Annotated in this window: 12 protein-coding genes; 6 read left to right on the top strand and 6 right to left on the bottom strand. The window is 46.2% G+C overall.

The genetic code is table 11. The features are described 5' to 3' along the window. Positions 1-178 precede the first annotated feature (178 nt). Both nirB and nirD read left to right on the top strand, forming a co-directional pair. The gene (gene nirB / locus AELLOGFF_RS13110; protein WP_159269159.1) at positions 179-2,728 is read left to right on the top strand and encodes a nitrite reductase large subunit NirB; all 2,550 of its coding nucleotides are present in this window, start codon (positions 179-181) and stop codon (positions 2,726-2,728) included. Positions 2,729-2,801: 73 nt separating this feature from the next. Continuing rightward, positions 2,802-3,125 (top strand): nitrite reductase small subunit NirD, encoded by a 324-nt coding sequence (nirD, locus tag AELLOGFF_RS13115; RefSeq protein WP_159269160.1) that lies wholly within the window; start codon positions 2,802-2,804, stop codon positions 3,123-3,125. A gap of 173 nt (positions 3,126-3,298) precedes the next feature. Here nirD and AELLOGFF_RS13120 read toward each other — a convergent pair whose 3' ends face one another. After that, positions 3,299-3,883 (bottom strand): TetR/AcrR family transcriptional regulator, encoded by a 585-nt coding sequence (locus AELLOGFF_RS13120; RefSeq protein WP_159269161.1) that lies wholly within the window; start codon positions 3,881-3,883, stop codon positions 3,299-3,301. Positions 3,884-4,081: 198 nt separating this feature from the next. On the opposite strand from AELLOGFF_RS13120, the gene AELLOGFF_RS13125 reads away from it, so the two are divergent. Then, the gene (locus AELLOGFF_RS13125; RefSeq protein ID WP_159269162.1) at positions 4,082-4,885 is read left to right on the top strand and encodes a crotonase/enoyl-CoA hydratase family protein; all 804 of its coding nucleotides are present in this window, start codon (positions 4,082-4,084) and stop codon (positions 4,883-4,885) included. 111 nt (positions 4,886-4,996) lie between these two features. On the opposite strand, the gene AELLOGFF_RS13130 is transcribed toward AELLOGFF_RS13125, so the two are convergent. The 3 genes from AELLOGFF_RS13130 to AELLOGFF_RS13140 are packed head-to-tail and all read right to left on the bottom strand — an operon-like array spanning position 4,997 to position 7,264. Beyond that, entirely contained in the window at positions 4,997-5,680 is a 684-nt protein-coding gene (locus AELLOGFF_RS13130; protein ID WP_159269163.1) for a TIGR04282 family arsenosugar biosynthesis glycosyltransferase, read from the bottom strand. Next, positions 5,673-6,383 (bottom strand): TIGR04283 family arsenosugar biosynthesis glycosyltransferase, encoded by a 711-nt coding sequence (locus AELLOGFF_RS13135; protein ID WP_159269164.1) that lies wholly within the window; start codon positions 6,381-6,383, stop codon positions 5,673-5,675. The genes AELLOGFF_RS13130 and AELLOGFF_RS13135 overlap by 8 nt, the downstream gene beginning before the upstream one ends. Positions 6,384-6,424: 41 nt before the next feature. Continuing rightward, positions 6,425-7,264 carry a DUF547 domain-containing protein gene (locus AELLOGFF_RS13140; protein WP_235035721.1) on the bottom strand — a complete coding sequence of 280 codons (840 nt, stop codon included), beginning with the start codon at positions 7,262-7,264 and terminating at the stop codon, positions 6,425-6,427. Between the two features lie 147 nt (positions 7,265-7,411). Between AELLOGFF_RS13140 and AELLOGFF_RS13145 the strand changes: the two genes are divergently transcribed. Next, positions 7,412-8,542: a GGDEF domain-containing protein gene (locus AELLOGFF_RS13145; RefSeq protein ID WP_159269165.1), complete on the top strand. Its 1,131-nt coding sequence runs from the start codon at positions 7,412-7,414 to the stop codon at positions 8,540-8,542. Between the two features lie 4 nt (positions 8,543-8,546). On the opposite strand, the gene AELLOGFF_RS13150 is transcribed toward AELLOGFF_RS13145, so the two are convergent. After that, positions 8,547-9,341, bottom strand: a complete 795-nt coding sequence (locus tag AELLOGFF_RS13150; protein WP_159269166.1) for a DUF1223 domain-containing protein — start codon at positions 9,339-9,341, stop codon at positions 8,547-8,549. A 359-nt stretch (positions 9,342-9,700) separates the two neighbouring features. On the opposite strand from AELLOGFF_RS13150, the gene AELLOGFF_RS13155 reads away from it, so the two are divergent. Further along, complete coding sequence (locus tag AELLOGFF_RS13155; protein ID WP_159269167.1) at positions 9,701-10,042, top strand: hypothetical protein; 342 nt, start codon at positions 9,701-9,703, stop codon at positions 10,040-10,042. A gap of 65 nt (positions 10,043-10,107) precedes the next feature. Here the strand turns inward: AELLOGFF_RS13155 and AELLOGFF_RS13160 are convergent, their stop codons facing one another. Next, positions 10,108-11,406 carry an acetyl-CoA C-acetyltransferase gene (locus AELLOGFF_RS13160; protein WP_200842671.1) on the bottom strand — a complete coding sequence of 433 codons (1,299 nt, stop codon included), beginning with the start codon at positions 11,404-11,406 and terminating at the stop codon, positions 10,108-10,110. Between the two features lie 225 nt (positions 11,407-11,631). Between AELLOGFF_RS13160 and AELLOGFF_RS13165 the strand changes: the two genes are divergently transcribed. Then, positions 11,632-13,017, top strand: a complete 1,386-nt coding sequence (locus AELLOGFF_RS13165) for a 3-oxoacyl-ACP reductase (RefSeq protein WP_159269168.1) — start codon at positions 11,632-11,634, stop codon at positions 13,015-13,017. Positions 13,018-13,107: the final 90 nt, after the last annotated feature.

Genomic DNA, 13,107 nt, shown 5'->3' on the forward strand with positions numbered 1-13,107 from the left:
GCTTACGCACCTTAAATGGGCCGAAAAAACAAAAAAACCTTAAAAAACAACAGATTAAAATTCAACAAAACCCATGGCACAGACCTTGCTAATCTGATCACGAAAGCCTAAAACAGCCTAGCATCAAAGTGACAAGCATCACCGCACGAACAAAAGAAAGTATTAAGGATGTATGTAAATGACTGACAAACAACGCCTGCTCATCATTGGTAACGGCCCAGTTGGCCACCAATTTATCGAATCTATTGTCGAGAGCGGTCAGTCTGATCAATTCGACATTACCGTTATTGGTGAAGAGCCACGTCATGCTTATGATCGCGTCCATTTAACGGCCTGGTTTGAAACCCGCAAAGCGTCTTCTTTAAACATGGTGAAAGAAGGCTTTTACCAAGACAACCACATCACGGCTCTATGCAATGAAAAAGTAACTGAAATTGATCGAGCTGCAAAAACCGTAAGCACCGACAAAGACCAGAAATACACCTATGACAAGCTTGTCTTAGCCACGGGCTCCTTCCCCTTCGTCCCTCCCGTGCCTGGACATGACCGCAAAAACTGCTTTGTTTACCGCACTATTGAAGACTTAGAAGCCATTACTGCTGCAGCTAAAAATGCAAAAGTCGGCGCCGTTGTCGGTGGCGGCTTACTCGGCCTAGAGGCCGCAAAAGCTATCAAGGACCTCGGTTTAAAAACCCATGTTATAGAATTTGCACCTAGACTCATGGCGGTGCAAGTCGACGACGGTGGCGGCACGTTGCTGCGACGCAAAATAGAAGATTTAGGTGTATCAGTACACACACAAAAAAATACCCAACACATTATTGATGGCGATGACTGTATTCATAAGCTGCAATTTGCTGACGGTGCTGAATTAGAAACGGATATTTTAGTATTTTCTGCAGGTATTCGCCCACAAGACGCCCTTGCCCGCCAGTCTGAACTCGATATAGGCGAGCGCGGCGGTATTGTTATTAACGACAACTGCCAAACTTCTGACCCTGCAATATACGCTATCGGCGAGTGCGCCCTATGGGGCGGCCGCATATACGGCCTAATCGCACCCGGTTGGGACATGGCTCGCGCCGCTGCTGATCACGTACTAGGCGGCATCGAACAAAATACGTTTACAGGTGCTGACATGAGCACCAAATTAAAACTTATGGGTGTTGATGTAGCCTCCATTGGCGACGCTCATGCAAGCACTCCCGGTGCAAAGTGTTACACCTTTATTGACGAACAAACCGAAATTTACAAAAAGATTGTTGTTAGTAATGACGGCCAGCATTTACTTGGTGCCGTACTTATTGGCGATGCCAACGACTATGGCACCTTACTGCAATTTGCACTCAACAAAATCACGTTGCCCGAGCAACCTGAAGGCATGATACTACCCAGCCTAGATGGAAGCGCCAGCGCCGGTCTCGGTGTTGATGCCCTTCCTGATACAGCGCAAATATGCTCTTGTAATAATGTTAGCAAAGGTGATCTCTGCGCCGCGGTACAAGACGGCGCTTTAACAGTAGGCGACCTAAAAGCCTGTACAAAAGCCGCAACTACCTGTGGTGGCTGTACTGCGCTTGTTGGACAAGTTCTCAACGCCGAACTCACAAAAATGGGCGTTGAGGTTAACACCGATCTTTGCGAACACTTTCCTTACACCCGCCAAGAAATCTATCACTTGGTTCGTGTTAGTCAAATCAAGTCATTTGACGAACTCCTTGAGAAGCACGGCAGTGGCCATGGCTGTGAAATTTGTAAGCCAACCGCAGCATCTATTCTAGCGTCTTGCTGGAATGACCATATTCTTGAGCCACAGCTCGCGAGCCTGCAAGATACTAATGATCGCTATTTAGCCAATATGCAAAAGAACGGGACGTATTCTGTGGTCCCACGCATGGCAGGCGGTGAAGTTACACCAGATGGTTTAATCGCTGTTGGTCAGGTTGCCAAAAAATACCAGCTCTATACCAAGATAACAGGAGGGCAACGCGTCGATTTATTTGGAGCTACTCTTGATCAACTCCCACTCATTTGGGAAGAGTTAATTAGCGCAGGATTTGAATCTGGGCACGCCTACGGTAAGTCGCTGCGAACCGTCAAATCTTGTGTTGGCTCAACATGGTGTCGCTACGGTGTTCAAGACAGTGTTGGCAAAGCCATCGATCTCGAAAATCGCTACAAGGGATTGCGCTCACCACATAAATTAAAAATGGCGGTTTCTGGCTGCACCCGGGAATGTGCAGAAGCGCAGAGTAAAGATGTTGGCGTTATCGCAACCGAAAAGGGTTGGAACCTCTATCTTTGCGGAAACGGTGGCATGAAACCTCGGCACGCAGACCTTTTCGCTTCAGATATCGACACTGACACCATGGTTAAGTACATCGACCGTTTCCTGATGTTTTATATTCGCACAGCAGATCGTTTACAACGCACATCAGTATGGATGGAAAATTTAGAAGGCGGTATCGACTACCTACGCAAGGTCATTATCGAAGATTCCCTAGGAATCTGCGCTGACCTTGAAGCAGAAATGGAACACATTGTCGACACTTATCAGTGCGAGTGGAAAACAGCGATTGAAAATCCAGAAAAAGTGAAACAATTCCGCAGCTTTGTTAATGCAGACAAAAGTGACAAAGAAATTGTATTCATACAGGAGCGAGGTCAAATCCGGCCCGCAACCGAAGCTGAAATAAATACTGGCGCCGACTTAATCGCCGTCGCCTAGCTCATTTTAAAGACCAGCCAGGAACCCTGAGTACCTGACTGACGCAATAATTGATACTACAAAGGATTAGCCAATGTCGTGGACAACTATCTGCCGGCTCGATGACATACTGCCCAACACTGGTGTTGCTGCTTTAATTGATGAAACTCAAGTAGCGATATTCCGCGTTGACAATACGGTTTACGCGCTCGCTAATAAAGACCCGTTTAGCAATGCCAACGTGCTTTCGCGAGGCATTATTTGTAGCGTAAAAGGCACTCTTGCCGTTGCCTCTCCAATCTACAAACAGCATTTCAGTCTAGAAGCTGGACAATGCTTAGAAGACGACAGCGTTTCAGTAAAATCTTACCAAGCACGCACTGAAGGTGACACAGTGCAAATACACGTTTCCCATTAAACCACGACCTAAAGAAAGAAACTGTCGGGTTTACACTAAGTCTCCCCCCTCGTCCGGCCACCACTTAACGTGGTGCCGGCTTTTTTACATATTTTAACTTTCTTCTCGCCACAGTAATGTAGTTAGAGCTTAACGCTACTAGCTCGACCAGATACTAGGTATCGAAAACATAATCAAGCCACGCCCTCCGTAAACAAAGGCAGTATACTTAACACAACTTGCTTTGACTCCTGCTGCGACTGCCCATTCACAGCACCATCACCTTGCGCCAAAAAATGAAAACTATTATGCAAAGCTGAACCTAAAAAAATGGTTGCCAACACCCCAGCATCGGTTTTAGAAGATAGGGTGCCACTCTGCTGTAACTCAAGAAATCGCGGTAACAACATCGCATGAAGAGAATAATGCTCCGCCATTGCCCCATCGTTAAAATTCTTTCGTCCCCACAATGAAGCCGTCAACGGAATAATAGCAATATAAAATGATTTGGCTGCCATATAAACCGATTGCAACCATGCAACTATGTCGTCATCAAGCTCCGCTTTAATGGCAAACTTTACCTCCCTTACTTCAGGTAGGCGCTCTCTAATTAAGGCGTATAACAAACCGGTTTTATCACCAAAATTGTTGAACACACTCGCTTCTGTCGTACCGGCACAATGCGCAATATGACGTGTTGTCATAGCGGTGACGCCATTTTGCTGAAGCAATCCGTAAGCGGCATCTAACAACTTTTCTCTAACCCTTGGCCTAGCCATTCATTTATCCCTCAAAGCACTGGCACTCGCTAAGATGAGTAAAAATCCAGTGACAAAATCCATTTAAATACGATGACAAAGCCTATAAAGCACATTACTTCAACATGAGGCCACAATACACGACCTGACTACTAAAAAAGTTGAATAGCAAATATCATATCGGCAACTTAATCAAAATAATGACTAGGGTAACGCAAAATGCCTCACTCACACACTGTAAAGATAGAGCGCCAGCCACCACTATTATGGGTAACAATTAACCGTCCACAAGCGCGCAACGCTGTAGATGGAAAAACCGCTAGCGCACTCGCCAGTATTTTTACAGATTTCGATGCCGACCCAGACTTATCGGTGGCAATCTTAATGGGTGCAGAGCAAAACTTCTGCGCTGGAGCAGACTTAAAAGCCATAGCCAGTGACAACCCTGAACTCCGCAACCCACTAACCAGTGACGGTATTGGGCCAATGGGCCCAAGCCGACTAACCTTGAGCAAACCTGTTATTGCCGCTATTGACGGATATTGCGTTGCCGGTGGATTGGAACTCGCGCTTTGGTGTGACTTGCGCGTTGCCACTGAGCGAGCAGTTTTTGGCGTATTCTGTCGACGCTTTGGCGTCCCGCTTATTGACGGAGGCACAGTTCGCCTGCCGCGTCTAATAGGCATGAGCCACGCAATGGACATGATTCTTACCGGACGTGCTGTAAACGCCAGCGAGGCCCTAAACATCGGCCTTGCAAATCGCTTAGTGGCGCCAGAAAATTTACGTGCCACAGCCGAGGAACTTGCGCTGCAAATAGCCAACTTCCCTCAACAATGCCTACGCAACGACCGCCAGAGTGCTTATCAACAATGGGGGATGAATGAAGATGCCGCCATAAACAACGAATTTCAATTAGGTCTCAAGACCCTCGCTAGCGGTGAAACAAATGCCGGCGCAAAGCGTTTTGAACAAGGCAACGGACGTCAGGGGCGTCAAGAAAAGCCACCAAAACCACAGTAAATAAATGCCAATACCACAAACAAAATACGCACAAGGATATTTGCCGAAATAGTGTGGACACACAAGACCGATAGACATGACTTAGCCAAAAGCCCCCGATGCGCGCCCAGACTAAGCATCCGGTGATCTAGCATCGTACTCTGGCCATTCAGGGGGCAAATAGGCAAGATCCTCGGCGTCATCTATATCGCGCACAACATGACGTTCAATATAAGACATTCCGCATTGATCTAATCGCTGACGAGTTTGATCCGCCACACTTGCGCTGCTCCAAGAAATATTATGAAAAACCTCAGGGCGAAAGTGCCGCATGCCAAGTAAAGCATAACCGCCATCAACACAGGGCACCAAGCAAGCATCATGCTCTTTTAATGCACTAGCAGCCCAATGCAGTACCTCGACATCTATTTCTAAGCAATCGCTACCAATGACCAAAACTGCATCAACATTAGCTAATCCATGGCGTACTGCAAATGACATACGCTCACCTAAATCACCACTGCACTGACCATGTAATTCAACACAGCTAGGGATGACTATATCCCGCCAACTTGGTGAATCTGGTGCGGGAGTCATCCACAAATTAACAAAAAACTGGTAGTTGTGCTCCGAATCTTCAACGGCAATCTCACAATGCCCCAGCATTCTAACAAGCATTTTTTTTGCTAAAGCCGCTGCGCCATGCGCACCTAAAGCTGGAATCAACCGTGTTTTCGCCAAGCCCGCAACAGGAGCCTTGGCAATAACTTGAATTCCAATTCGCCGTAACAACCGGCTAGACTCAGCACTAGTCATAACGCTTCGCCAATTTATCTGCCGATACCCCAAGCCAATACAAAAGACGTAATCGCCACATTAATATCACGGTCTTGCAAATGCCTCGTCGTTGCCAACGACGCCCCGAGGTTATGATCTTTAAGCGCAAACATGCGGGGGCGGATCGCTTTCGCAGCTTAGTTGACAAGGCGATATCCTCCATCAAATCCTGCTCAGGAAAACCACGTAATTCTTCAAAAACATCACGGCGCACGAAAATTCCTTGATCACCAGTAGCAATACCCGTTAAACGAGAACGCCAATTCATAAACCAAGCAATCACGAAAAATATCGTCGCATCGCCACTGATACTGACATCAAAGCGCCCCCACTGATGTTTTTTAACACCCTCCAGCAATGCTTTGAAACCCAAGCTCGGCAGCAGACTATCGGCATGCAAAAATAATAATATAGGGCTCTTCGCCGCTGCCGCACCAAGATTCATTTGTTTCGCTCGCCCACGCTCACTTGATAAGCACGAAAACCCATAATTCATGATCATTGCTTCCGAACCATCCACACTCCCACCGTCAACGAATATCACGTCTACACGACATTGCTCTTCCGTTATCTGCGTAGCTAAACGCGTACAAAACTGAGGTAAACCCTGAATTTCATTAAGCACCGGAACTACCACAGTCAAAGCCGGACTTTGTGCTTTACGCAGCTCAGATTTACTCATTCCGCTCTTCAGCTCTCGAAATCACGGCGAGGATAAACTTACTAGCGAGCAACATCATTTAAATCCCAATTATAATCGGTATAACTTATACCAATACTGTCTTCACTTAACCGTTCTGACACAAGCTTGCCATTAACAATAATTCCCGAACCTGAATCCTGCAACCCTAATGCATCAGCATAAGCTGCTAAAAACTGAGACACTGAATGTACGCCATTCCACCCTTGCTCAAAATCAGCTTTATACCACTTGAAAATAGGTGAGATATGAAGCTCTCCATTAGCAAAATAATGGCGATTGCGATCACGCAGAAAATTTTCAGTCACCGCTGCCAATTGTTCGTCTAATTTATCGCCAGCATAGGCATCATTAAGTAATGCTGGACAGCCGATGCTTGCACAGTTCACAGCAAAATGAATCCTAGGCTCATTATACCGCCCCGACCCTCGAATCAAGTTATGCTCTATGTCATCAAGACTGCGAACCTCTCCTAGCAAATTGACAAACTCTTTCTTCCACGGTGACGTAAAAAATGACCCCAAATCCTTTATAGAATCAATATCGGGATAGCGGCTCAAAATCAATTCGACTGTCCACGCGTTGTAGGCATTAATCAAAAAAGCGAGTTGCTGCATTTTTGGCCAGCTATCAAAGCTCTTTTTCGTCACTTTCGACATATCAGTTAAATAGGTAAGCAATAACAAGCGATCTTTTTTTATTCCCGCGTAATCGACTCGACTTTCCCGCCCATCTCGAACCATTTCAACATGTTGCTGTAAAATAGTTGCCCATGGCGTATGGGAAAAGGTGTTGGCAAACGAAGAGTTTGCGGCCAATATCGCCATTAATATAAAACCTACCCTTTGTAGACTGTTCATCATCCAGCTGATCCCCCCATACCTAGACCTCTCAAGCAATAGCACAAAACAAAGCTATTGCGCATTTACAAACCATTCCTATAAACTCAATACATGCTCACTATTTGTTATTGCCTTAACCACACGGGCCATGACACAGAATGGATTGCAATGACTCGTAAATGGACTTTACTCAATCACACCCTAATTAGCCCGCTGCTACCGCGACGTCCCGGCGTTTCCGATTTGCAAAAGAGTCGCGACCAGTTTGTTATTTGTATTCTACTCAGCGCCTATTTATACATTCTGTTTATCAATCTATTTAGCCGCTTTGCGCTCTCCCCAATTGAGCCAATACACACCATCATTAGTGTATTTTCTCTAATCGTCCTGATCGGCGCCACTGTCTCTGTCGCTATTCTCAAATTCACAGGTCAGCGGGCTGTTGCGCTTAATACATTTATAGCTGCTTTAAGCGCTGCTTTTACCTGGGCTGCCTTACAAACAGGAGGACTATTCTCACCAATTAACCCCTGCGTCATTATTTTACCAATTTTGGCTATTATGGGGATTAGTGTTCGCGCGGGTATTGCCTGGTCCATTGCATTATTTCTCGCCGCTTACACGCTGTTCAGTGCTGATCAACAAGGCATTCACTTTCACAGCGTTATTCCAGAAAAAGACCTGAGTATAGCTGTGTTTGCGGGTTTATCCACCGCAACCTCATTTATCATATTCATTACGATTTACTACGATTTAACATCACGCACACTGCACAAGCAATTTGAAGATGAACACAATAAATATATTCATCTGGCACACCATGATAGTTTAACTGGCATCGCAAATAGACGACATTTTATTAATGAAATTGAAAGTGCTATCTATAACGCTAAACTCGTTAACACCTCATTTAGTGTGTTATTTTTTGACTTAAACCAATTTAAGGAAATCAATGACACTGGCGGCCACCACATCGGCGACACAATACTGGTGGAATTTGCTAAACGACTGCGCTCGCATACCCGTGCGACCGATGTAGTTGCTCGTCTTGGTGGCGATGAATTCAGCATATTACTGCTTGGCCTCTGCGATAAAAATATTATTAAACAAAAAATATCCACGTATTTATTATCTCTTGACGAGCCAATACATATTGAAAATATAACTTACCTAATCAGTGCGAGTGTGGGTTATGCCATTTACCCAGACAACGGCCACGACTATGAATCTTTATTAAGAGCTGCTGATCAAAATATGTATAAAGTTAAAAACACGCACAAAAATGCAATCACAAAATAATTATTCACCAATCTAAATATCCCGCCACTGCTTGCAAAATATCTGGCTGCTCCATTCCTGATACCCAAACAACTAACACCGAGGCGTCCTGCCCCCTATCAGGAATATCCGGAGCGGTAACACGTTTATGTATTGTGCCTTTTATAATGTCACCAAACGGATAGATACCATGAGATAGTACGACAAAATCGTGGTGTAATAATCGACCTTTATTTTCTCCATGCCGCACGTCTGTTTTTAAGCCCATACCAACTATCGCAATATGTAACTGTAAGTTATCTGTTTCTAAAGAATCAGGGGTAAAACTAAGCGTTAGCATTTGCGCCCCCTCAGGCCATCGAGCCCTCAGTACACCCACCGTCCTATCACTCACTGGGAGCTGGTTTGCGGTTACTTGACTACCACCGCTAAACCAGCCACGCCATTCACGACTATTTACCACAAATCCCGGCGTGTAAACTTGCGACACCATACCGATGCGACTCATATCACGCTGCCGACGAGTATTCCCTGGGAGCGCAAAACGATCTTGCCAACCAAGTTGATCCCAGTAATCAACATGAAATGCGATCGGTATAAACTGTGAAAACAAGTTTGGGGCCCGCTTTAAAGATGACAGCCATGCATCAGCATTAGGGCAACTACTACATCCTTCTGAGGTATATAGCTCAACCGTGGTGGTAGCATGATTCGCACTACGTAGCGTCAACGCCCGTGCCGACAACGGTATCGAACTACAAATAAATAGCAGGCACATTGCGACAACACACCGCTCCAAAAGGTATCGCTGCAACAACATATCCTCTCCTTAATTATTAACAACTAATTGACTACAACCTTCGTTACGGATTGAGACGCACACGCAATACAAGTGTTACAAAAAAACGTAGCTAGTTTGGATTAATAGTAAAAAAGAAATTAATAAAAGATGACTAGAACAGGAAACGATTAGCTTTCTTAAGCACAATTACAGGTAAATATAGACTTTTATGACAATTACACCCACTGCTGAATCAACGTAGTTACAGCGAACCAGAGCGCATCTTTATAAAAATGAGCTACATTGCCAAGATATCATCTAAAAATCAGCCTTGAGAGCAGGACCATAGCCCGTTAAGCTGGCAGTATTAACTAACACACTAATATCTGAGGCTATGTATGGCAATATTCAGCAGACTCCCTAAGCACCTTGCCAGCATCGCTCGGCGTTGCATTATTTTATTGGCGTTTTTAATAGTCAGTGCTTGTACAAGTACTGACACCCAAGCACCTGCCCCGCCAACCATGCAATCTGGTTTCACTGCCTGTGAATCTACTCGGCCTGAGATGTGCACACGGGAATATCGTCCTGTCTGTGGTCATATTGATACCGGCGTACGCTGTGTCACAGCGCCCTGTCCATCAGAGCGACACAACACCTATGGCAACGCCTGTAGTGCCTGCGCAGACGAAAATGTGATTGGTTATGAAATCGGTGATTGCGCGAGCTATGGCAAATAAACACGCCATAAAAAAAGGGCCCGGATTTTACATCGGACCCTTTCGCTTAGCCTTGTAAATTCCGACTAGCGTTCAATAATCGCCGTAACGCCCTGACCACCAGCGGCACAGATCGAAATTAAGCCACGACCACTGCCCTTTTCTTCCAGCATTTTGGCCAAGGTGGCAACAATTCGACCACCTGTTGCCGCAAACGGGTGACCCGCCGCCAAAGAGCTGCCATTCACATTTAACTTGCTGAGATCAATACTACCCAGCGGCTTATCCAAGCCTAACTTTTCCTTGCAGAAAGCGTCGTCTTCCCAAGCTTTAAGTGTTGCTAAAACTTGGGCGGCAAAGGCTTCGTGAATTTCATAATAATCGAAATCCTGTAGCGTCAGCCCTGCTTTTGCCAGCATACGAGGCACAGCATAAGCGGGGGCAAGTAATAACCCTTCTTTTTCAGAGGCACCATCTTTACCAAAGAAATCAACTGCGGCTGTCTCAACAATCGTCAAATAAGCTCGCACGGGCAAACCACGCTCTTTTGCCCACTCTTCACTAGCCAAAAGAACCGCTGAGGCACCATCAGTCAATGTAGAGGAGTTACCCGCCGTTAATGTTCCCTTGCCACTTTCCTTATCGAACGCTGGCTTCAAACCAGCCAATTTTTCAATCGTGGTATCTGCACGCAAGATATTATCTTTTTCCACGCCATTAAATGGGGTGACCAAATCATCAAAAAATCCGCGAGCATAGGCCTCACCTAATTTCTTATGGCTTGCACACGCCAGCTCATCCTGCTGATCACGAGGAATCTGCCATGCTTTTGCGGTAATTTCAGTATGCTCACCCATAGACTTATGAGTGCGTGGCTCGGCATTGGCGGGAATTAATACACCCACATCCTTAGGGCGCAACTGCATAAACGGTTTTACGCGATCACCAAAACTACGCGCTTTATTCACTTGCAAAAGGATTTTACGTAAGCCCTCACTCACGCCAATAGGCGCATCTGAAGTGGTGTCTACACCACCGGCAATACCCGCATCAATTTGTCCCAATGCAATTTTATTAGCAACCACATTGATAGCCTGCAAGCCCGTACCACACGCTTGCTGAATATCAAAACACGGCGTATTGGGGTCTAGTGATGTGCCCAGCACTGACTCACGCGTTAAATTAAAATCGCGGCTGTGCTTCATTACAGCACCCGCAACAACGTCGCCAAGACATACATTTTGCAGGCTATAACGCTGCACCAAACCCTCTATTGCCGCTGTGAGCATAGTCTGATTGCTCACACCAAAGTAAGCAGTGTTAGAACGTGTAAACGGAATACGGTTACCACCAATGATCGCAACGCGTTTAATTGCTTGGGACATAATCTGACCTCAGAAATCGTACTAGGAGTAATGGGAACGCAGTTTATCAAGCTTATCTGTGCCGACATTGGCTGAATCGACCACGCTACAAGTCTGCACTGTCAATCACCTCGTGGCGCAGTAAGGCTACAATGCCAAAATAAAGGGAACTACACGCCTTTTCTATGGCCACACGGCAATGTAAACCTAATTGATATCAATCACACCCCTAATGGAGACCTGAATATGAGCGATAAAATTGAAGAGCTGATTAATTCAACGGCTGGTAAAAAGTTGCTGGGGGCAATGGGGGTAACCGTAGCAACAGACTTACAGCGCTACAATGCCAATCAAAGCAGCTATTTCTCCGGTGCAGTGCTAGTTGGCGCCGGTCAAAATGCAAAACTACTTAGCGCGGTTCAAAAAAACCTAGCCGACAGCGATGCACAAGTCACTTATAGCCCTGATGCGGCCCAACAGCTTGGCGACAGTATCACAGATAATACCAATGGCGACCGCTACCAAGCCTTGATATTTGACGGAAGTGGCTTTATCGATGCCACCGAGCTTATTTCCGCTTACCACTTTTTTAATGCCAATATTCGCAAGCTAAAAAGCAGCGGTCGCATCGTCATTCTGGGCCGTCCTCACATGCAATGCGCCACACCAGAGGCTGCCGCCACGCAGCGAGCACTAGAAGGCCTAAGCCGCTCACTTGCTAAAGAAGTCGGAGCCAAAGGTGCTACCGCCCAATTAATAACGGTTGCCGAAGGTGCCGAAGCAAACCTAGACAGCAGCCTACGCTTTATTCTTTCACCCAAATCAGCCTATATCAGCGGACAAGTCATCACAGTTCGTGCCGCCGAGATCGTCAATCTTGCTGACTGGCACAAACCACTTGCTGGGAAAATAGCCTTAGTCACCGGCGCATCTCGTGGTATTGGTGAGGCTATTGCAGACACCCTAGCCCGAGACGGCGCAACTGTTGTTGGCGTAGATGTCGCCCCCATGGAGGCGGATCTAAACAAAGTGATGGCACGTTTAAACGGCAAAGCCGTAGTGGCCGATATCACCAACCCAGATGCCCCCGCCACAATCGCTAAAGCCCTAAGCGATCTAGGTGGCGTAGACCTTATTGTTCACAACGCGGGGGTCACCCGAGACAAAACCATTGCCAACATGACAGAACAGCAATGGCTGATGACATTAGACATTAACTTAGCTGCCGCGCAACGGATTACCAGCGAGCTGTTAAAAACCAATACGATTAACGACGGCGGCAGTATTGTTGGCGTTTCATCAATGAACGGTATTGGCGGTCAACGCGGACAAACAAATTACGCGGCATCCAAAGCAGGTGTCATTGGCTATGTCGATTTTATGGCCCAATCTAAAGAGCTTGCGGCTAAAAACATCACGGTTAATGCTGTTGCTCCAGGCTTTATCGAAACGGCCATGACTGCGGCAATCCCGTTATTTACCCGTATGTTTGGTCGTCGCCTCAACTCTTTGTCTCAGGGTGGCTTGCCCCTAGATGTTGCTGAAACCATTTCGTTCTTTGCGAACCCCGCATCACGCGGTGTCAGCGGCAATACCGTCAGAGTTTGTGGCCAATCTTGGTTTGGCGCTTAAACCTTAGCCCTAAACAAGGCTGACCTAGCCTTACCCTAATTTTATAAGTAGGGTAAGGCCGCTTTCCTTTCGATTCACAACACATCCGAA

The organism is Zhongshania aliphaticivorans, assembly GCF_902705875.1.
In the GTDB taxonomy this organism is placed as follows: Bacteria; Pseudomonadota; Gammaproteobacteria; order Pseudomonadales; family Spongiibacteraceae; genus Spongiibacter; species Spongiibacter aliphaticivorans_A.